The 18,816-nt window shown below is 60.2% G+C and carries 21 protein-coding genes; 15 read left to right on the top strand and 6 right to left on the bottom strand.

From position 1 onward, the window contains the following. Positions 1–14: 14 nt before the first annotated feature. Positions 15–455, bottom strand: a complete 441-nt coding sequence (locus AC1DIG_RS08810) for a CBS domain-containing protein (RefSeq protein WP_477766982.1) — start codon at positions 453–455, stop codon at positions 15–17. Positions 456–546: 91 nt separating this feature from the next. Further along, a complete protein-coding gene (locus tag AC1DIG_RS08805) occupies positions 547–705 on the bottom strand; it encodes a hypothetical protein (RefSeq protein ID WP_477766981.1) in 159 nt (52 codons plus the stop codon). Positions 706–963: 258 nt separating this feature from the next. On the opposite strand from AC1DIG_RS08805, the gene AC1DIG_RS08800 reads away from it, so the two are divergent. Then, on the top strand, positions 964–1,623 hold the full coding sequence (locus AC1DIG_RS08800) for an MliC family protein (protein ID WP_477766980.1): 660 nt from the start codon (positions 964–966) through the stop codon (positions 1,621–1,623). A gap of 81 nt (positions 1,624–1,704) precedes the next feature. Here the strand turns inward: AC1DIG_RS08800 and AC1DIG_RS08795 are convergent, their stop codons facing one another. Genes AC1DIG_RS08795 through AC1DIG_RS08785 form a run of 3 tightly spaced genes read right to left on the bottom strand, consistent with a single transcriptional unit; the run spans position 1,705 to position 4,862 of the window. Then, positions 1,705–2,502: a transglutaminase family protein gene (locus tag AC1DIG_RS08795; RefSeq protein WP_477766979.1), complete on the bottom strand. Its 798-nt coding sequence runs from the start codon at positions 2,500–2,502 to the stop codon at positions 1,705–1,707. After that, a complete protein-coding gene (locus tag AC1DIG_RS08790) occupies positions 2,499–3,449 on the bottom strand; it encodes an alpha-E domain-containing protein (protein WP_477766978.1) in 951 nt (316 codons plus the stop codon). The genes AC1DIG_RS08795 and AC1DIG_RS08790 overlap by 4 nt, the downstream gene beginning before the upstream one ends. Before the next feature lie 3 nt (positions 3,450–3,452). After that, a complete protein-coding gene (locus tag AC1DIG_RS08785; RefSeq protein ID WP_477766977.1) occupies positions 3,453–4,862 on the bottom strand; it encodes a circularly permuted type 2 ATP-grasp protein in 1,410 nt (469 codons plus the stop codon). Positions 4,863–5,780: 918 nt separating this feature from the next. Between AC1DIG_RS08785 and AC1DIG_RS08780 the strand changes: the two genes are divergently transcribed. The 8 genes from AC1DIG_RS08780 to AC1DIG_RS08745 all read left to right on the top strand — a co-directional run bounded on the left by AC1DIG_RS08780 (position 5,781) and on the right by AC1DIG_RS08745 (position 12,540). Then, the gene (locus AC1DIG_RS08780) at positions 5,781–6,371 is read left to right on the top strand and encodes an amino acid synthesis family protein (RefSeq protein WP_285435904.1); all 591 of its coding nucleotides are present in this window, start codon (positions 5,781–5,783) and stop codon (positions 6,369–6,371) included. A gap of 45 nt (positions 6,372–6,416) precedes the next feature. Beyond that, entirely contained in the window at positions 6,417–7,250 is an 834-nt protein-coding gene (locus AC1DIG_RS08775) for an alpha/beta fold hydrolase (RefSeq protein ID WP_477766976.1), read from the top strand. Next, positions 7,247–8,728 (top strand): aldehyde dehydrogenase, encoded by a 1,482-nt coding sequence (locus AC1DIG_RS08770; RefSeq protein WP_477766975.1) that lies wholly within the window; start codon positions 7,247–7,249, stop codon positions 8,726–8,728. Before AC1DIG_RS08775 ends, AC1DIG_RS08770 begins: the two co-directional genes overlap by 4 nt. A gap of 12 nt (positions 8,729–8,740) precedes the next feature. Then, the gene (locus tag AC1DIG_RS08765; protein ID WP_123581620.1) at positions 8,741–9,226 is read left to right on the top strand and encodes a flavin reductase family protein; all 486 of its coding nucleotides are present in this window, start codon (positions 8,741–8,743) and stop codon (positions 9,224–9,226) included. Positions 9,227–9,271: 45 nt separating this feature from the next. After that, complete coding sequence (locus AC1DIG_RS08760) at positions 9,272–10,747, top strand: NAD-dependent succinate-semialdehyde dehydrogenase (RefSeq protein ID WP_477766974.1); 1,476 nt, start codon at positions 9,272–9,274, stop codon at positions 10,745–10,747. Next, on the top strand, positions 10,744–11,133 hold the full coding sequence (locus AC1DIG_RS08755) for a carboxymuconolactone decarboxylase family protein (RefSeq protein WP_477766973.1): 390 nt from the start codon (positions 10,744–10,746) through the stop codon (positions 11,131–11,133). Before AC1DIG_RS08760 ends, AC1DIG_RS08755 begins: the two co-directional genes overlap by 4 nt. 88 nt (positions 11,134–11,221) lie before the next feature. Next, positions 11,222–11,974 (top strand): GntR family transcriptional regulator, encoded by a 753-nt coding sequence (locus AC1DIG_RS08750; protein WP_019690463.1) that lies wholly within the window; start codon positions 11,222–11,224, stop codon positions 11,972–11,974. Between the two features lie 2 nt (positions 11,975–11,976). Next, positions 11,977–12,540 (top strand): NUDIX hydrolase, encoded by a 564-nt coding sequence (locus AC1DIG_RS08745; RefSeq protein WP_477766972.1) that lies wholly within the window; start codon positions 11,977–11,979, stop codon positions 12,538–12,540. Positions 12,541–12,546: 6 nt separating this feature from the next. Here AC1DIG_RS08745 and AC1DIG_RS08740 read toward each other — a convergent pair whose 3' ends face one another. Further along, entirely contained in the window at positions 12,547–12,840 is a 294-nt protein-coding gene (locus AC1DIG_RS08740; protein ID WP_477766971.1) for a DUF1330 domain-containing protein, read from the bottom strand. Between the two features lie 71 nt (positions 12,841–12,911). On the opposite strand from AC1DIG_RS08740, the gene ribBA reads away from it, so the two are divergent. From ribBA to AC1DIG_RS08710, 6 genes are all read left to right on the top strand, one after another. After that, positions 12,912–14,021 carry a bifunctional 3,4-dihydroxy-2-butanone-4-phosphate synthase/GTP cyclohydrolase II gene (gene ribBA / locus AC1DIG_RS08735; protein WP_477766970.1) on the top strand — a complete coding sequence of 370 codons (1,110 nt, stop codon included), beginning with the start codon at positions 12,912–12,914 and terminating at the stop codon, positions 14,019–14,021. Between the two features lie 227 nt (positions 14,022–14,248). Beyond that, complete coding sequence (locus AC1DIG_RS08730; protein WP_477766969.1) at positions 14,249–15,274, top strand: ABC transporter substrate-binding protein; 1,026 nt, start codon at positions 14,249–14,251, stop codon at positions 15,272–15,274. Beyond that, positions 15,271–16,215 carry an ABC transporter permease gene (locus tag AC1DIG_RS08725; RefSeq protein ID WP_477767293.1) on the top strand — a complete coding sequence of 315 codons (945 nt, stop codon included), beginning with the start codon at positions 15,271–15,273 and terminating at the stop codon, positions 16,213–16,215. Before AC1DIG_RS08730 ends, AC1DIG_RS08725 begins: the two co-directional genes overlap by 4 nt. A 6-nt stretch (positions 16,216–16,221) precedes the next feature. Next, entirely contained in the window at positions 16,222–17,031 is an 810-nt protein-coding gene (locus tag AC1DIG_RS08720) for an ABC transporter permease (RefSeq protein WP_477766968.1), read from the top strand. A 17-nt stretch (positions 17,032–17,048) separates the two neighbouring features. Further along, the gene (locus AC1DIG_RS08715) at positions 17,049–18,203 is read left to right on the top strand and encodes an ABC transporter ATP-binding protein (protein WP_477766967.1); all 1,155 of its coding nucleotides are present in this window, start codon (positions 17,049–17,051) and stop codon (positions 18,201–18,203) included. Positions 18,204–18,301: 98 nt separating this feature from the next. Beyond that, positions 18,302–18,787, top strand: coding sequence for a flavin reductase family protein (locus tag AC1DIG_RS08710; RefSeq protein WP_019690471.1), 486 nt, complete (start codon positions 18,302–18,304; stop codon positions 18,785–18,787). The last annotated feature ends 29 nt before the right edge of the window (positions 18,788–18,816 follow it).

Below are 18,816 nucleotides of genomic sequence, written 5' to 3'. Positions count from 1 at the left end.
CACTCCTGGTCGTTTTAATGTCCGCGAATGTAGTGTTCCAGTTGCCGGATCAGATCGGCCTGCTCGGCGATCGCTTCTTTGACCAGATCACCAATCGACAACAGGCCTATCAGTTGGTCGCCTTCCAGCACCGGTAAATGGCGCAGATGACTGTCAGTCATGACCGCCATGCAACGCTCGATGCTCTGCTGACTGTCTGCCGTCACGACGGGCGCACTCATGATGTCCCTGACCGGCGTGCCGACCGAAGAGCGTCCCTGTAGAACGACCTTGCGCGCATAGTCGCGTTCGCTGATCACACCAACCACCTGCCCTTCCTCTATGACGGGTAGCGCACCGACGTTCTTTTCGGCCATCAGCTTCAGCGCTTCAAGGACCATCTGGTCTGGCGCGATGCTATGCACCTGCTGGTTTTGCACGACCTTCAGCTTCAACAACTGAGCGGCTGTTTTCATACGGACCTCCAAAGCCAATCACGAATAAAAAGCAAAAAAAAACGCCTGAAACCTTTCGGTTCCAGGCGCCTTTGCCTGTTCTTGTACGGTGTTAAAACCAGACGTCCATGCCTGATGCAGCGACGTTGCCCATGACTTGTTCGGCCAATCGATCATCGTTGACCGAGGGGGCTGTCCACTGGAATCCGTTCCAGATGAACCTGATACGAGCCTTGCAGCCTTTGTGCCAGTCGGCAGCAGGAAGCTTCATCCTGTGCGCGAACCCAGGCTCCTCAGCGATAGAGGGAGGCGAAAGTTCATTGCGCTGTCCCCCACTGGTGCAAATCGTTACGCATAGCGCTTTATAAAAGTGCATCCAGGCCGTCGACCCGGGTCCGCCGGGCGGTGTGGCAAGTTTTGAGCACTGACGTACACTGCGATACACCCACTGCGAACGAAGGACTGTTCATCGGATCGATAGGTCCCACGGCAATCCGTGGCATCACCTCATGATCTGGGTGAAACCACCATGAAAACGGTCACCGCCCTTTTCACCGGTCTGCTCGCTGCCAGCGTGTGCGCGGCGACAAGCTCCTGTGCGAATGCTGCCCCTCCTTCGCCAACCTTCAAGACCAGTTTCGACTGTGCCCAGGCAAGGGCATCCATCGAAAAGCTTATCTGTCGCGATCCGCAACTGGCACAGATGGATATCGAGCTGACGCGTCTTTATCGCCTGGCGCTCACGGATGAACATTCGGTACCGGCTCCAGACACAGTCATGATCGACCAGCAGTTCTGGATCGACGCCCGTAATCAGTGTGCCTCCACGCCTGCGCCCAAGGCGTGCACGATCCGAAGTTATGCCGAACGCGCGCACCAGTTGCGCCAAGGCTCGGCAATTGTGAGAACCAAGGATCCAGACAGGCTCACCGAAGGCCCCCTGGCTATTCGTTGTACGGGGTTTGACACGCTGATTGCCGCCACTTTCTTCAGCACGCAGCCTGGTGTCGTGTACCTGAAATGGGCGAATACTTCGATCACCCTGAGCCAGGTGCCGAGTGATTCGGGAATCCAATACACAGGCAAGGATTACCAGGGGAATTACCGCTTTTGGCAAAACGACAACGTGGTCCTTTTCCAAAAGCCGGGCTCAGAGGAAATGAGTTGTACGGCCGAGCCCGCCAGTTGATTTCCCTCTCGCAGTAACACGGGCAAGATGGAGAGCGGCCATACCGTCATGGAGACGGTATGGCCGGTTATGGTGTGAGCTTTACTGGTGCTGAACCTGCAACTGGGACGACACCTGGACCCGCGCGAGCATTTGCTCGGCCCCTCCCCCGCGACGCATGCCACGCACCGGGCAAGCGTCGAGGTACTCAAGACCCACCGCCAGTTTCAGATGGCGCTCGGGTCGGGCCAATCGGTTGGTGACGTCGAAGCTGTACCAACCATCGTCGAGCCAGGCTTCGGCCCAGGCATGGCTGGCCAGATGACTTTCATCTTCTGTGCACAGATAACCGGAGACGTAGCGTGCAGGAATTCCAAGGCTGCGAGCGCAGGCCAGGAAGGCATGGGTATGGTCCTGGCAGACCCCGACGCCGGCGGCAAAGGCACCGGCTGCGGTGGTGTCCACCGTTGTAGCGCCCGGGCTGTAGGCCATGTGTTCGGCGAGGCCATTCATCAGGTCAATCAACGCCCCGCGATCACGCCGCGTACCGCAGCGCTGTATGGCAAAGGCCGTCAGGGCGTCGTCGGCCTTGGTCAGATGGCTGGTGCGCAAGAACGGCAGCGGCGACTGATTGTCGTGCTCGACCTCCAGCATCTGGTCGATTTCAACCTGACCATAGGCGGTCAGCACGAGGGCACCGTGGGGTTCGTCCATCGTCAATACATGCAGGATGTTGCCGTAAGGATCGAGTTGGCTGCGCACCAGGCGCGGCAGTTCCAGATGCCATTCCAGAATGTGCTGGCGCTCGGTGTTCTTGGGCGTCAAACGCAGGAACTGGATGCTGGTGCAGACATCGTCGGTGTAGCTGTAGGTGGTGTCGTGGCGTATGGACAGTTTCATACGGCCTCCAGATAGGATTCGTGGACGGTCTGGCCGAGATGGCGAACCTGGGAGATGAAGTCAGTCAGCCAGAGGTGCAGACCGAAGCCGAGGATTTCGTCGATCCCGGTGTAGCGCAGCCGCGCATTCAATTCGGCGGCCAGCCGCTGGGCCGCCCGCCCGTTACTGCCCGGCAGGCTGGCGAGGATCTGGTCCAGTTCCTCGATGCAGGCGTGCAGCGAACGCGGAACGGCGGCGCGCAACAGCAGCATCTCGGAGACCTGCTCGGCGTTCGGTGCATTACGGTAGAGCTCGTTGAACGCCTCGAAAGACGACAAGGCACGCAGCAAGGCGCTCCATTGGTAGTAGCCGCGAGCCGAGTTGTCGCTCACCTCCTCCGACTCCTCGCCATACATTTCGTAACGCGCATCCAGCAGGCGCAGGGTGTTATCGGCGCGTTCGAGGAAGGTGCCCAGTCGAATGAAGCAGTAGGCATCGTTGCGCATGATGGTGCCGGAGGTCGCCCCGCGGAACAGGTGCGAGCGTTCCTTGACCCACTCGCAGAAATGGCTGATGCCATAACGCCCCAAGCCATTGCGGGCGATGTTGCGCATCTCCAGCCAGGTGGCGTTGATGTTCTCCCACATGTCGGCGGTGATCCGTCCGCGCACCGCGTGGGCGTTGGCCCGCGCCGCTTGCAGGCAGCAATAGATACTGCCAGGGTTGGTTTCATCCAGCGCGAAGAAATGCAGCATGCGCTCGGTGTTGAGTTCGCCATAGCGCTGGTTGTAGTCGTCCAGCGTGCCGGCGGCCAGCAGCGACATCGCCAGCTCGGCATGGCCATCGGTGCGCCCGGCCTGGGGCATCAGCGACAGCGAGTAACTGACTTCGAGCATGCGCGCCAGGTTCTCGGCGCGCTCCAGATAACGGGACATCCAGTAGAGGTCCGAAGCGGTTCTTGAAAGCATGTCTTAGTCCTCCACTACCCAAGTGTCTTTGGTGCCGCCGCCCTGGGACGAGTTCACCACCAGCGAGCCTTCGCGCAATGCCACGCGGGTCAGGCCGCCAGGCACCAGGCGGGTTTCACGGCCCGACAGCACAAACGGGCGCAGGTCGATGTGGCGTGGGGCGATGCCGTTTTCGACAAAGGTCGGACACGTGGACAGGCACAGCGTCGGCTGGGCGATATAAGCTTCGGGGCGGGCCTTGAGACGCGCGCGGAAATCCTCGATTTCCGCCGCCGTGGCGGCCGGGCCGACCAGCATCCCGTAGCCACCGGAACCCTGGGTTTCCTTGACTACCAGCTCGGGAAGATTGGCCAGCACGTGGGACAGCTCTTCCGGTTTGCGACACTGCCAGGTCGGTACGTTCTTGAGGATCGGTTCCTCGGCGAGGTAGAAGCGGATCATGTCGCCCACATAGGGGTAGATCGACTTGTCATCCGCCACACCCGTGCCGATGGCATTGGCGAGGATCACGTTCCCCGCGCGATAGACCGCCACCAGCCCGGGCACGCCCAGCATGGAGTCCGGATTGAAGGACAGCGGGTCGAGAAACGCATCGTCGAGGCGCCGATAAATCACATCCACCTGTTTCGGGCCAGCGGTGGTGCGCATGTAGACATGATCGTCGCGGACGAACAGATCGGCGCCTTCAACCAGTTCCACGCCCATTTCACGGGCCAGGAACGCGTGTTCGAAGTAAGCGCTGTTGAAGCGGCCCGGGGTCAGTACCACGGTCGTCGGGTTGTCCAGGGGGCTGGAACTCTTGAGGGTGTCCAGCAGCAGGTTCGGATAGTGGTCGATGGGCGCCACACGCTGGGCGGCGAAGAGTTCGGGAAACAGGCGCATCATCATCTTGCGGTCTTCGAGCATGTAGCTGACGCCGCTGGGGGTACGCAGATTGTCTTCGAGTACGTAGTAACTGCCGTCGCCATCGCGGACCAGATCGACCCCGGAGATGTGGGCATAGATGCCGCGGTGCAGATTCAGGCCCTGCATGGCGACCTGATAACCCTCGTTGGCCAACACCTGTTCGGCCGGGATAATGCCCTCCTTGAGAATCCGTTGTCCGTGATAGATATCGGCCAGGAACATGTTCAAGGCCTGGACCCGCTGAATGCAGCCACGCTCGACCATCTGCCACTCGCTGGCCTTGATGCTGCGTGGAATGATGTCGAACGGAATCAACCGCTCGGTGCCCTGCTCGTCCCCATATAACGTGAAAGTGATGCCGGCTCGATGGAACAGCAGGTCGGCTTCGCGACGACGCTGATCCAGCAGCTCCAGGGGCGTGTCCGCCAACCAGCGCGCAAACTCCTGGTAATGTGGGCGGCAGCCACCACTCGCATCATACATTTCATTAAAAAAAGCTCGGGACATACCCCACTCCTTGCCGCGATACAGCCGGCATTTTCTTATAACTTTGTCATTTCAATAGATGAAGCCTTACGTTGTTTTAGTGAGTACTGTTTCTGTAAAGCACCTCAGTGTGCATCGAGAACTTCCTGTCCCTTTATGAAGCTGGAAGCTCACGATTCCGACAGCGTCTTGACGCATTCTGGCGTCAGAGATCTGGCCGTTTCCGGATTAGCTTACTGGCGCTCCTACTTGTAACGCCCCCAGTTTCTTTTTCTCGCAAAAACCACACTTCCGGTGGTTTTAAAGTGCTTTTGCAAGGGCTGTGCCCACCCAACGCCAGGGCCGGTAAAAATCAGAAAAGCCCCAAATAATGATACTGAAGCGACATTTCCTTTCATTTTTACGGTGTTTTTCTCGTAACACGCTGAAACGTTTATTGCACTTACCGTTTGCACAACTCTGGCGCGAACAAAATCGGTGCATTGGGTAAATAAGTTGACTTTATTGCCCTGTAAACGGGAAATTTTTACCCACTCTTTTTATGAGCTTTGTAATACCAATCCTTCAGCCCCGTACATCAATTTGCATTCTTGCACCATTAATGCGCACACAAATRCACACTATGGCTGCGCATGGAATTGAAGTGCCTGCTAGTGATGCACAACGCTATTCAGTTGAATGAGCGTTCAAGTGCCATCGAACTCCCCGTCGTCAGGCAGGCCAGCCTACTGCGATGTCCCCGTTTCGAACCGACCGATCGGTCCTGTCTGCAAGCGATCTCCACCGTACCCTCGGCACAGCGCATACCCCCCCTGCGAGATGCCCTTCGCTCTTTTTATCGCCTTCTGGCCGGAAACTCATTTCAGCCTCTTGCGCTAACAGTATTATGGTATACCATCATACGCACTGATACCTCTCAACCCGAATACGGAGCAGCTCATGAGTTTCGAAATCCGCAAGATCGTCAGCTACGTCGAAGAAACCTTTATTGAAGGCGGCAAGGCCACTGACAAGCCGGTGACCATGGTCGGTCTGGCTGTGGTGATGAAGAACCCTTGGCTGGGCCGCGGCTTTGTCGAAGACCTGAAACCGGAAATTCGCGCTAACTGCTCCGACCTCGGCGCACTGATGGTCGAACGCCTGGTGGGCATAATTGGCGGCGCCGAGAAGATCGAAGCCTACGGCAAGGCCGCTGTAGTGGGCGCCGACGGTGAAATCGAACACGCCTCAGCCGTCATCCACACCCTGCGCTTCGGTAACCATTACCGCGAAGCGGTTAAAGCCAAGAGTTACCTGAGCTTTACCAACAAACGCGGCGGTCCGGGCACCTCGATCCAGATTCCGATGATGCACAAGGACGACGAAGGTCTGCGTTCGCACTACATCACCCTGGAAATGAAGATCGAAGATGCACCGCGCGCCGACGAAATCGTCGTGGTCCTCGGGTGTGCCGATGGCGGCCGCCTGCACCCACGCATTGGCAACCGTTACATCGATCTGGAAGAACTGGCTGCCGAGAAAGCCCAGTAATTCCGGTGAAAGCCACAACAACAAAAAGGCATGCAGGAGCGCTCCATGATTCGGCTCACCGCTGAACGCACCCCGGCTGGCACCAGTTACCTGGCGACCGGCCAAGGCCAGCCTGTGGTTTTGATCCACGGCGTGGGCCTGAACAAAGAAATGTGGGGCGGCCAGGTTGTAGGCCTGTCCACTAAATACCGCGTGATTGCCTACGACATGCTGGGTCATGGCGCCAGCCCACGCCCGGAAAGCGGCACGCCGCTACTGGGCTATGCCGACCAGTTGCTGGAGTTGCTCGACCATCTGCAATTGCCGCAGGCGACGGTCATCGGCTTTTCAATGGGCGGGCTGGTGGCGCGTGCTTTTGCCTTGCATTACCCGCAACGCCTGCAAGGCCTGGTGGTGCTCAATAGCGTGTTCAACCGCAGCACCGAGCAGCGTGCCGGGGTCATTGCCCGCACCGCCCAGGCTGCCGAACACGGACCGGATGCCAACGCTGAAGCCGCGCTGTCGCGCTGGTTCAGCCGTGAATACCAGGCAGCCAACCCGGCGCAGATCGCCGCGCTGCGCCAGACCTTGGCGGGCAACGATCCGCAGGGCTACCTGACCACCTATGAGCTGTTCGCTACCCAGGACATGTACCGCGCAGAAGATCTGGGCAGCATTCAGGTGCCGACACTGGTCGCCACCGGCGAACTCGACCCTGGTTCGACACCGGAAATGGCCCAGCAATTGGCCGAACGAATTCCCGGCGCCACCGTGGCCGTGCTCGCCGAGCAACGGCATATGATGCCCGTAGAATCGCCGCGCCTGGTCAACCAACTGTTGCTGGAGTTTCTCGACACTACGTACTCCCGACAAAACCAAATAAAGGGGATCGTTGCATGACACTCGCACGCTTCCAGATGTGCATCGGCGGTGAATGGGTCGATGCCCTCTCCGGCAAGACTTTTGAAAGCCTGAACCCGGCCCTGGCTCAAGCCTGGGCTGAATTACCCGATGCCGACGAAGCCGATGTTGAACGCGCCGTACAGGCTGCGCAGACGGCTTTCGACAGCCCGGCCTGGCGCGGCCTGACCGCCACCGCTCGCGGCAAACTGCTGCGCCGCCTCGGTGACCTGATCGCCGACAACAAAGAACAACTGGCGCAGCTGGAAAGCCGCGACAACGGCAAGCTGATTCGCGAAACCCGCGGTCAGGTCAGCTATCTGCCGGAGTTCTTCCACTACACCGCAGGTCTGGCCGACAAACTCGAAGGCGGCACGCTCCCCCTCGACAAGCCGGACCTGTTTGCCTACACCGTGCATGAAGCCATGGGCGTGGTCGCGGCGATCATTCCCTGGAACAGTCCGCTGTACCTGACAGCGATCAAGCTGGCCCCGGCCCTCGCGGCGGGCAACACCATCGTGATCAAGCCGTCGGAACATGCTTCGGCAACCATTCTTGAGCTGGCCCGCCTGGCGCTGGAAGCCGGGATTCCGCCAGGCGTAGTCAATGTCGTCACTGGCTACGGCCCCAGCACTGGCGCGGCCCTCACCCGCCATCCGCTGGTGCGCAAGATCGCCTTCACCGGCGGTGCCGCCACGGCGCGGCATGTGGTGCGCAGCAGCGCTGAGAACTTCGCCAAGCTGTCGCTGGAACTGGGCGGTAAATCGCCGAACATCATCTTTGCCGACGCCGACCTCGACAGTGCAATCAACGGTGCGATTGCCGGGATCTATGCGGCCTCCGGTCAGAGCTGCGTTTCTGGCTCGCGTCTGCTGGTGCAGGACGAAATCTACGATGAGTTCGTCTCGCGTCTGGTCGAACGCGCCAAGCGCATCCGCATCGGCAATCCTCAGGAAGACAGCAGCGAAATGGGCCCGATGGCCACCGCGCAGCAGTTGGCCGTGGTCGAAGGGCTGGTGGCCGATGCCATCGCCGAAGGTGCGCGCCTGCGACTGGGCGGCAAGCGTCCGCAGAATCTGGGCGACGGCTGGTTCTACGAACCGACCTTGTTCGAGTGCGACCGTAACTCGATGAAGATCATGCAGGAAGAAGTCTTCGGTCCGGTGGCCTCGGTCATCCGTTTCAAGGATGAAGCCGAAGCGCTGGCGATCGCCAACGATTCGCAATTCGGCCTCGCCGCCGGTATCTGGACCCGCGATCTAGGCAGGGCTCATCGCCTGGCCCGGGATGTGCGATCCGGGATCATCTGGGTCAACACCTACCGCGCCGTATCGGCCATGGCGCCGATCGGCGGCTTCAAGAACAGCGGCTATGGACGCGAAAGCGGCATCGATTCGGTGCTGGCCTACACCGAGCTGAAAACGGTGTGGATCAACCTCTCTCAGGCACCGATGCCTGATCCCTTCGTGATGCGCTAGGAGACCGCCGACATGATCGAACCCGGCATTTACAAAGACGTCATGAGCTCGTTCCCTTCCGGGGTCACGGTGGTCACCACCCTGGACCCGGACGGCGGCATCGTCGGCATTACCGCCAGCGCTTTCAGTGCACTGTCGATTGATCCGGCGCTGGTGCTGTTCTGCCCCAACTATGCCTCCGACACGTACCCGATCCTGCGTGACAGCAAGCAGTTCGCGATTCACTTGCTGTCAGCCGACCAGACTGCCGAAGCCTATGCGTTTGCCGGCAAGGGCAAAGACAAGGCCAAAGGCATCGCCTGGCACCTCAGTGAGCTGGGCAACCCGCTGCTGGACAACGCCACGGCGATCATCGAGTGCGAACTGTGGCGTGAATACGATGGCGGCGATCACGCCATCATCGTCGGCGCGGTGAAGAACCTGATTCTGCCCGAGCAACCGGTGACGCCGATGATCTACCACAAAGGCAAGCTGGGGCCGTTGCCCGCCCTGGCCTGATATTTCTCTTCAGGGGCGCGCCCCCTCATTTTCTCAGGAGCCGGCATGAGCCCAGCAGCCTTGCAACTGTTCCGCCAGCAGGCCTTTATCGATGGCCAATGGCTGAATGCGCCGGATGGCGCCTGTCAGGACATCTTCAACCCAGCCTCCGGTGAACTGATCGGCCGGGTGCCAAACCTTGGCGCCACCGAAGCTCGCCAAGCCATCGCCGCCGCCAACAAGGCCTGGCCGGCCTGGCGTGCGCTGACGGCCAAGGAACGCAGCCAGACGCTCAAGCGCTGGCACGCACTGATGCTGGACCATGCCGACGCCCTGGCCGAAATCCTCACCCTCGAGCAAGGCAAGCCACTGGCCGAAGCCAAGGGTGAAATCCTATACGCCGCAAGCTTCATCGAGTGGTTCGCCGAAGAAGCCAAACGCATTTATGGCGACACCATTCCCAGCCACAAAGCCGATGCGCGCATCGTTGTCAGCAAAGAACCGATTGGCGTGGTTGCAGCCATCACCCCGTGGAATTTCCCGGCGGCGATGATCACCCGCAAGGCCGGTCCGGCGCTGGCGGCCGGCTGCCCGTGTATCGTCAAACCGGCCCCGGAGACGCCGTTCTCGGCGCTTGCGATGGCCGTGTTGGCCGAACAGGCGGGAATTCCAGCGGGCATCTTCAACGTGATTACTGGCGACGCAGTTGCCATCGGTGCCGAGCTCACCGCCAGCCCCTTGGTGCGCAAACTGTCGTTCACCGGTTCCACTGCCATCGGCAAGCTGTTGATGGCGCAGTGTGCGCCAACGCTGAAGAAGGTCTCGCTGGAGCTGGGAGGGAATGCGCCCTTCATCGTGTTCGACGATGCCGATCTGGAGCGCGCGGTGGAAGGTGCGCTGATCGCCAAGTTCCGCAACGCCGGACAGACGTGCGTCTGCGTTAATCGCTTCCTGGTCCAGCGCGGTATTCATGACGCCTTTGTCGCGCGACTGGCCGAGCGCGTAAAACAACTGCGCGTTGGCAGCGGTTTCGATGCCAACGTAAATCAGGGTCCGCTGATCAACGAACGCGCCGTGGCCAAGGTCGAAGATCACGTCCAGGACGCGCTCGCATTAGGCGCGCAGCTGCATTGCGGCGGCGAACGTCATGCGCTGGGCCACGGATTTTTCCAGCCGACGGTGCTGGCCGGTGTGACCGGTGAGATGAAAGTTGCTCAAGAGGAAACCTTCGGCCCTCTCGCGGCGGTGTTTCGCTTCGACACGGAAGCCGAAGCCGTACAGCTGGCCAACGACACTGAGTTCGGCCTCGCCGCTTATTGCTACACCCGCGACCTGGGCCGTGCCTGGCGCATGAGCGAAGCGCTGGAGTACGGCATGGTCGGGATCAACGAAGGGCTGATCTCCACCGAAGTCGCGCCGTTTGGCGGCATCAAATCTTCGGGTCTGGGCCGCGAAGGTTCCAAGTACGGCATCGAAGATTATCTGGAACTCAAATACACCCTGATGGGTGGACTTGAAGACTTCGGGAGCACGCAGCGATGAACAACGAGAAGTATGAACAAGGGCTGAAAATCCGCACCCAGGTGCTGGGCGAAGCCTACGTAAAGCGCTCCATCGAGAACGCCGACGACTTCACCCGGCCGCTGCAGGAGATGGTCACCGAGTACTGCTGGGGCCACGTCTGGGGCCGTGAGGGTTTGTCGCTTAAAGAGCGCAGCATGATAAACTTGGCGATGATTTCGGCCCTCAATCGGCCCCACGAACTCAAGCTGCATGTGCGCGGAGCCTTGCGCAACGGGCTGACTCGTGCACAAATACGCGAAATTCTGCTTCAGGTCGGTATTTATTGCGGTGTCCCCGCTGCCGTAGACAGTTTCCGGCTCGCCCGTGAAGCCTTCGCCGAAGTCGATGCCGAGGCCTCCAGTTAACCCTTGGCTGTTTGATCTGACCGGGCACGGAGATTCTTGCGATCGAAGTGTTCTTTTTGCATGGACAGCCACATTCAGAGCGGACCCCATGAAACGCCTGCCACTCGACGACAGCTTCAAGGTCAATCGCAACCCCGTTACCCTGCGCGAAATCGTGCTGGATAAATTGCGAAGCGCCATCATGAACTTCCAGCTTCTGCCGGGAGATCGTCTGGTCGAACGCGATCTGTGCGATCGCCTGGGGGTCAGCCGCACTTCCGTACGGGAAGCCTTGCGCCACCTGGAATCCGAAGGCCTGGTGGAGTTCGCCGACGCCAAGGGCCCACGGGTTGCGATCATCACCCTGGCCGATGCCGTCGATATCTATGAGCTGCGTTGCGTGCTCGAAGGCCTGATCGTCCAGCTGTTCACCCTGCGCGCCAAGGCCAAGGACATCAAGGCCCTGGAAAAAGCCCTCGAGGAAAACCGCAAGGCCCTCAAGGATGGCGAACTGCAACAGGTTATCGACTCGGTCCAGGGCTTCTACGACGTCCTGCTCGAAGGCTCCGGCAACCATGTCGCTGCCACCCAGCTGCGTCAGTTGCAAGCACGGATCAGCTACCTGCGGGCGACGTCGGTCTCCCAGGAAAACCGTCGCAGCAGCAGTAACCAGGAAATGGAACGCATGGTCGAAGCGATCAAGAGCGGCGATCCGTTGGCCGCTCACCAGGCGTGTGTCGACCACGTGCGCGCCGCCGCCAAGGTCGCCCTGGATTACCTCAAGCGCAAGCAGGAAGAAACCGGCGTGATTCCGGAGATCACCCTGCCCATCGCGCTCAAAGAACCGCGCATAGGTCGCTAACCATGTTCAGCCCGAGCTTTTGTCCAAAGTGCGGTGGCAATGACCTCAGGTCTCAGCTTCCGCCGGGCGATACGCACGAGCGCCTGATGTGCCGCGGTTGCGGCTACATCCATTACGTCAATCCGAAAATCATCGCCGGTTGCATCATCGAACAGGACGGCAAGTACCTGCTGTGCCAGCGTGCGATCCCGCCGCGCCCTGGCACCTGGACACTGCCGGCGGGCTTCATGGAAGCCGGCGAAACCACCGAGCAGGCAGCACTGCGCGAAGTCTGGGAAGAGAGCGGCGTGCGCGCGGAAATTCTCTCGCCCTACTCGATCTTCAGCGTGCCGACGATCAGTGAGGTGTACATCATCTTCCGCGCCATCGCGCTGGAGATCACCGGCCAGTACGGGCCGGAAACTCTCGACTACAAATTCTTCGCGCCCGAGGACATCCCTTGGGACAGCATCTACTACCCGGCGATCCGGCAGATCCTCGAACGCTACATCGAGGAACGCGAGGCCGGGGTCTACGGTATCTATATCGGTAACGACGACACCGGCAAGATCCACTTCATTCGCTGACAGCCCTCAGGGCGCTACGCCCTCGACAATAATCACTTCGGCCCGAGCCGCGCCTTCACGGTGCCGTTTTGCCTCTTGATACTGCTCGCTGTGGTAACAGGCCAACGCTTGCTCGTAGGAGTCGAACTCGATCACTACGCTGCGTTGCGGTGTGGGCCGCCCTTCCAGAGCTTCGCTGCGCCCGCCACGGGCCAGCATCCGCCCACCGTACAACGCGAAGGCCGCCGGTGCCCGCTGGGTGTAATGGAGGTATTGATCGGGGTTGGTGACATCCACATGTGCAATCCAGTACGCCTTCATAGTGACCTCTCGGTTTATTTTGTATTATGGTATACCAATAAATATACCCACCCAACACTGAGAGTTCCAGCATGGCCTTCAACAGCATCGAAGAAATCATCGAAGATTATCGCCTCGGCAAAATGGTGCTCCTGGTCGATGACGAGGATCGGGAAAACGAAGGCGACCTGCTGCTCGCCGCCGACTGTTGCAACGCTGAGGCCATCAGCTTCATGGCTCGCGAAGCTCGTGGCCTGATCTGCCTGACCTTGACCGACGACCACTGCCAACGCCTCGGGCTGGAGCAGATGGTGCCGAGCAACGGCAGCGCCTTCAGCACCGCCTTCACCGTGTCTATCGAGGCCGCCACCGGAGTGACCACCGGCATTTCCGCCGCCGACCGGGCGCGAACCGTCGCGGCGGCAGTTGCCGCCAACGCCGGGCCTGCCGATCTTGTGCAACCCGGCCATATCTTTCCGTTGCGCGCCAAGGAAGGCGGCGTGCTGACCCGCGCCGGGCATACCGAGGCCGGTTGCGACCTGGCGCGCCTGGCCGGCTTCACACCCGCTTCGGTGATCGTCGAGGTGATGAATGATGACGGCACCATGGCCCGCCGCCCGGACCTGGAAGTGTTCGCGCGCAAGCACGGGATCAGGATCGGCACCATCGCCGACCTGATTCACTATCGCCTCAGCACCGAACGCACCGTGGTGCGTATCGGCGAACGTGAACTGCCCACGGTGCATGGCACCTTCCGGTTGATCACCTTTGAGGACCGCATCGAAGGCGGCGTACACATGGCAATGGTCATGGGGGAGTTGCATCGGGCGGAACCGACGCTGGTGCGCGTGCATGTGATCGACCCGCTGCGCGATCTCGTGGGCGCGCAATACAGCGGCCCTTCCAACTGGACGTTGTGGGCCGCGTTGCAGCGAGTGGCCGCAGAAGGTCGCGGTGTGGTGGTGGTGCTGGCCAACCATGAGTCGTCGCAGGCGCTGCTCGAGCGAGTCCCCCAGCTGACCCAGCCGCCACGGCAGTTCAGCCGTTCGCAATCGCGCATCTATTCTGAAGTCGGTACCGGGGCGCAGATTCTGCAGGATCTCGGTGTGCGCAAGCTGCGTCATCTGGGCCCGCCATTGAAGTACGCCGGTTTGACCGGTTACGACCTGGAAGTGGTCGAGAGCATCCCTTTCATCGAATGATTCCGGGCTTGTCGCTATACCCGCGTAGGCCGCTACCCGGCGGCCTGATGGAAAAAAAAGCACTTTTGGCGGATAGCCGGTCAGGCAAAGTGCTTGCACAAAGCTTGGAATACCATAATATGATATTCCATAGACCGGACAGTCGTAACTGACCAGATGGACCTACTGCTCCCGATAGGCGGGCACTCAAAAGCCCCGCTCATAAACACAACAATGAGGGCGTGAAAATGGTGTTGAACAAATCTGCAACCGCAATACTTTTTGCGGGACTGCTTAGCGTGACCAGCCAGGCGTTGATGGCGGCTGAAAGCGTCAACTTCGTCAGTTGGGGCGGTAGCACCCAGGATGCGCAGAAGCAGGCCTGGGCCGATCCGTTCAGCAAAGCCAGCGGCATCACCGTGGTCCAGGATGGCCCCACCGACTACGGCAAACTCAAAGCCATGGTCGAAAGCGGCAACGTGCAATGGGACGTGGTCGATGTCGAAGCCGACTTCGCCTTGCGCGCAGCCTCCGAAGGCTTGCTCGAACCTCTCGATTTCTCGGTGATCCAGCGCGATAAAATCGACCCGCGTTTCGTCTCCGATCACGGCGTCGGTTCGTTCTTCTTCTCCTTCGTCCTCGGCTACAACCAGAGCAAGCTCGGCGCCAGCAAACCTCAGGACTGGTCCGCACTGTTCGACACCAAGACTTATCCCGGCAAACGCGCCCTCTACAAATGGCCGAGCCCAGGCGTGCTTGAACTGGCCCTGCTGGCCGACGGTGTAGCCGCGGACAAGCTGTATCCGCTGGACCTGGATCGCGCCTTCAAGAAACTCGACACCATCAAGAAAGATATCGTCTGGTGGGGCGGCGGTGCTCAATCGCAACAACTGCTGGCCTCTGGCGAAGCGAGCATGGGGCAGTTCTGGAACGGTCGGATCCACGCCCTGCAAGAAGACGGCGCACCGGTGGGCGTGAGCTGGAAACAGAACCTGGTCATGGCTGACATTCTGGTGGTGCCTAAAGGCACGAAAAACAAGGCGGCGGCCATGAAGTTCCTGGCCACCGCCAGTGGCGCCAAAGGCCAGGCCGACTTCTCCAACCTGACCGCCTACGCGCCGGTCAACGTCGACAGCGTGGCACGTCTGGATTCGGTGCTGGCCCCTAACCTGCCGACTGCCTACGCTAAGGATCAGATCACTCTTGATTTCGCGTACTGGGCCAAGAACGGTCCGGCCATCGCGACACGGTGGAACGAATGGCTAGTCAAATGAAAATGACGGCCACTGCGTCCCGTCACTCTATTGCGACCGGGGGCGTCTCTGACGCCGCCGGCTCGTCCTCAGGCAAGGCGGCTGTGATGAAGCAATCCCCGTCACTGGCACAGCGCTGGCGTGGCGCGAGTAATCTGCTCCCCGCCCTGCTGTTCCTCGGCCTGTTCTTTCTGGCGCCGTTGATCGGCCTGTTGTTGCGTGGCGTGCTGGAGCCGACTCCAGGCCTGGGTAACTACGAACAGCTGTTCGCCAACTCGGCCTATGCGCGGGTGTTGCTCAATACTTTCTCGGTGGCTGGGCTGGTGACCCTGTTCAGCCTGCTGCTGGGCTTTCCTTTGGCCTGGGCGATCACGCTGGTGCCCCGTGGCTGGGGCCGCTGGATCCTGAACATCGTGCTGCTGTCGATGTGGACCAGCCTGCTGGCGCGGACCTATTCCTGGCTGGTGCTGTTGCAAGCGTCCGGGGTGATCAACAAGGCGTTGATGGCGATGGGCATCATCGATCAGCCACTGGAAATGGTGCATAACCTGACCGGCGTGGTGATCGGCATGAGCTACATCATGATCCCGTTCATCGTGCTGCCATTGCAGGCGACCATGCAGGCCATCGATCCGATGATCCTGCAAGCCGGCTCGATTTGTGGTGCCAGCCCGTGGACCAACTTCTTCCGGGTGTTCCTGCCGCTGTGCCGGCCGGGGTTGTTTTCCGGCGGTTTGATGGTGTTCGTGATGTCCCTTGGGTACTACGTGACTCCGGCGCTGCTGGGTGGCGCGCAAAACATGATGCTGCCGGAATTCATCATTCAGCAGGTGCAGTCGTTCCTCAACTGGGGCCTGGCCAGTGCCGGCGCCGCCTTGCTGATCGTGATCACGCTGGTGTTGTTCTACTTCTACCTGAAACTCCAGCCGGAATCTCCGGTTGGCGCCAGCAACGCGAGGTAAGCCGTCATGCTCCTGACCCCCAATGCCATGAGCCGACGCATGCGTTTCGGCCTGTATTTCACCACTGGGCTGATCGCGCTGTTCCTGCTGCTGCCGATCGTGTTCATCGTGCTGCTGTCCTTCGGCTCCTCCCAGTGGCTGGTCTTCCCGCCACCGGGTTGGACGCTGAAATGGTACGGCCAGTTCTTCTCCAACGCCGACTGGATGAACGCAGCGCTGGCCAGCCTCAAGGTCGCGGTACTGACCACGATCTGCGCCGTAGCCCTCGGATTGCCGACCGCGTTTGCCCTGGTGCGCGGTCGCTTCCCGGGACGGGAAATGCTTTATGGCCTGTTCACCCTGCCGATGATCGTGCCGCTGGTGATTATCGCGGTGGCGGTGTACGCGCTGTTTCTCAAGCTCGGCTATACCGGGACAATGTTCGCCTTCGTCGTCAGCCACGTCATCGTTGCGCTGCCGTTCACCATCATCTCGATCATCAACTCGCTGAAGCTGTTCGATCAGTCGATTGAAGATGCCGCAGTGATCTGTGGCGCCTCACGCCTGCAAGCGGTGTTCAAGGTGACCTTTCCGGCAATTCGTCCGGGCATGGTTGCCGGCGCCCTGTTCGCCTTCCTGGTGTCCTGGGATGAAGTGGTGCTGAGCGTGATGATGGCCAGCCCGACCCTGCAAACCCTTCCCGTGAAAATGTGGACCACCCTGCGCCAGGACCTGACGCCTGTGATCGCCGTCGCCTCGACGCTGCTGATCGGCCTCTCGATATTGGTCATGGTTGTCGCCACCGCCGTTCGCCGGCGCAATGAAATCAGCGCCTGAGCGCCCAGGAGTACGACATGAGTGCCGTAATCAAAGATTCCTCGCAGCAGAACGACCAGCCGCTGGTAAGCCTGTGCAACCTGAACAAACACTACGGCGACTTTGCTGCCGTGGACAACATCTCGCTGGACATCAAGGACGGTGAATTCCTGACCTTCCTCGGCTCCAGTGGCTCCGGTAAAAGTACCACCCTGTCGATGCTCGCCGGTTTCGAAACCCCGAGCAGCGGCGAGATCCTGGTCAATGGCCAATCGCTGGTCAACGTGCCGCCGCACAAGCGCGACATCGGCATGGTGTTCCAGCGCTACTCGCTGTTCCCGCACCTGTCAGTGCGTGACAACATCGGCTTCCCCCTGGCCATCCGCAAGCTGGCCGCCAGCGAACGCGAACGGCGCGTCGATGCGATGCTCAAACTGGTGCAACTCGAACAGTTCGCCCATCGCCGCCCTTCGCAACTCTCCGGTGGTCAGCAGCAACGGGTAGCGATTGCTCGGGCGCTGGTCTATGAACCGCGCATTCTGCTGATGGATGAGCCTTTGGGTGCGCTGGACAAAAAACTCCGTGAAGACCTTCAGGATGAACTGCGCCAACTGCATCGGCGTCTGGGTATCACCATCGTCTACGTGACCCACGACCAGGAAGAAGCCATGCGTTTGTCCCAACGTATCGCGATCTTCAGCCACGGCAAGATCGTCGGACTGGGCAGCGGCTACGACCTCTACCAGAACCCGCCGAATGCCTTTGTCGCGTCGTTCCTCGGCAACTCGAACTTCCTCAAGCTCAAGGCCCAGGGCAACGCAGCCGCGAGTTTCGAGGGGCAGTCGCTGTCGATCCGCCTGACCGCCGGGCTGAAAACCGATCAGGATGTACTGCTGATGGTGCGTCCGGAAAAGGCCCAGGCATTGAGCGTCCAGCAAGCCACTCAGGAACCCCTGGCAGCAGGCTGGAACGAAGTCTCGGCGACGGTCGGCGAAGTGCTGTTCCTCGGTGAAAGCCAGACCTGCACCGTCATGACCTCAGGCGGTACGTCGATGACCGTCAAGGCGCTCTCTGCCGCCGGGATGCCACTCAAGACCGGCGACCCCGTACGCGTACGTTGGGCCACAGCGGATGCTTGCGTGTATACCGAATGGACCGAAAGCGACCTGAACAAAGCCGCTGGCGCCCACTGATCCGGCCTCAGAAAAAGCGCTTGCAAACGATGTATTACGGTATACCATCAGACCAATATAAACATAAAAACCGTCGTACAACGCCAGAGGACCGTCCAATGATCGATGCCGCCATCTACAAACAAGTCATGGGTTCGTTTCCGTCCGGGGTGACCGTGATCACCACGCTGGATGACGATGGGCAGGTCGTCGGCCTCACCGCCAGCGCCTTCAGCTCGCTGTCGATGGACCCGGCCCTGGTGCTGTTCTGCCCCAACTACAGCTCCGATTCCTACCCGGTATTGATCAAGAACAAACGCTTCGCCATCCACGTACTGTCCGGCGGCCAGCAAAACGAGGCCTATGCCTTCGCCCGTAAAGGCAAGGACAAGGCGCAAGGGATCGAATGGACGTTGAGCGCGCTGGGCAACCCGCTGCTGAACAACGCCACGGCAATCATCGAGTGCGAGCTGTGGCGCGAATATGAAGGTGGCGATCACGCGATCATGGTCGGTGCGGTGAAAAACCTGATCGTGCCGCACCACACTGCAGGCCCGCTGGTGTACTGCCACGGCAAGATGGGCGCGCTGCCCGTCCTCGCCTGAACCGACCGCCAATAACAAAGATTCGAGGT

This window comes from Pseudomonas sp. 05N431 (assembly GCF_056397005.1).
Note: the sequence above shows the minus strand (reverse complement) of the source record. Positions and strands in the feature narration are given on the sequence as shown.

Bases quoted from the DNA above. Each gene is read 5' to 3' on its own strand.
- AC1DIG_RS08810 (WP_477766982.1), bottom strand. From the start codon at position 455: ATGAAAACAGCCGCTCAGTTGTTGAAGCTGAAGGTCGTGCAAAACCAG.
- AC1DIG_RS08805 (WP_477766981.1), bottom strand. From the start codon at position 705: ATGAAGCTTCCTGCTGCCGACTGGCACAAAGGCTGCAAGGCTCGTATC.
- AC1DIG_RS08800 (WP_477766980.1), top strand. From the start codon at position 964: ATGAAAACGGTCACCGCCCTTTTCACCGGTCTGCTCGCTGCCAGCGTG.
- AC1DIG_RS08795 (WP_477766979.1), bottom strand. From the start codon at position 2,502: ATGAAACTGTCCATACGCCACGACACCACCTACAGCTACACCGACGAT.
- AC1DIG_RS08790 (WP_477766978.1), bottom strand. From the start codon at position 3,449: ATGCTTTCAAGAACCGCTTCGGACCTCTACTGGATGTCCCGTTATCTG.
- AC1DIG_RS08785 (WP_477766977.1), bottom strand. From the start codon at position 4,862: ATGTCCCGAGCTTTTTTTAATGAAATGTATGATGCGAGTGGTGGCTGC.
- AC1DIG_RS08780 (WP_285435904.1), top strand. From the start codon at position 5,781: ATGAGTTTCGAAATCCGCAAGATCGTCAGCTACGTCGAAGAAACCTTT.
- AC1DIG_RS08775 (WP_477766976.1), top strand. From the start codon at position 6,417: ATGATTCGGCTCACCGCTGAACGCACCCCGGCTGGCACCAGTTACCTG.
- AC1DIG_RS08770 (WP_477766975.1), top strand. From the start codon at position 7,247: ATGACACTCGCACGCTTCCAGATGTGCATCGGCGGTGAATGGGTCGAT.
- AC1DIG_RS08765 (WP_123581620.1), top strand. From the start codon at position 8,741: ATGATCGAACCCGGCATTTACAAAGACGTCATGAGCTCGTTCCCTTCC.
- AC1DIG_RS08760 (WP_477766974.1), top strand. From the start codon at position 9,272: ATGAGCCCAGCAGCCTTGCAACTGTTCCGCCAGCAGGCCTTTATCGAT.
- AC1DIG_RS08755 (WP_477766973.1), top strand. From the start codon at position 10,744: ATGAACAACGAGAAGTATGAACAAGGGCTGAAAATCCGCACCCAGGTG.
- AC1DIG_RS08750 (WP_019690463.1), top strand. From the start codon at position 11,222: ATGAAACGCCTGCCACTCGACGACAGCTTCAAGGTCAATCGCAACCCC.
- AC1DIG_RS08745 (WP_477766972.1), top strand. From the start codon at position 11,977: ATGTTCAGCCCGAGCTTTTGTCCAAAGTGCGGTGGCAATGACCTCAGG.
- AC1DIG_RS08740 (WP_477766971.1), bottom strand. From the start codon at position 12,840: ATGAAGGCGTACTGGATTGCACATGTGGATGTCACCAACCCCGATCAA.
- ribBA (WP_477766970.1), top strand. From the start codon at position 12,912: ATGGCCTTCAACAGCATCGAAGAAATCATCGAAGATTATCGCCTCGGC.
- AC1DIG_RS08730 (WP_477766969.1), top strand. From the start codon at position 14,249: ATGGTGTTGAACAAATCTGCAACCGCAATACTTTTTGCGGGACTGCTT.
- AC1DIG_RS08725 (WP_477767293.1), top strand. From the start codon at position 15,271: ATGAAAATGACGGCCACTGCGTCCCGTCACTCTATTGCGACCGGGGGC.
- AC1DIG_RS08720 (WP_477766968.1), top strand. From the start codon at position 16,222: ATGCTCCTGACCCCCAATGCCATGAGCCGACGCATGCGTTTCGGCCTG.
- AC1DIG_RS08715 (WP_477766967.1), top strand. From the start codon at position 17,049: ATGAGTGCCGTAATCAAAGATTCCTCGCAGCAGAACGACCAGCCGCTG.
- AC1DIG_RS08710 (WP_019690471.1), top strand. From the start codon at position 18,302: ATGATCGATGCCGCCATCTACAAACAAGTCATGGGTTCGTTTCCGTCC.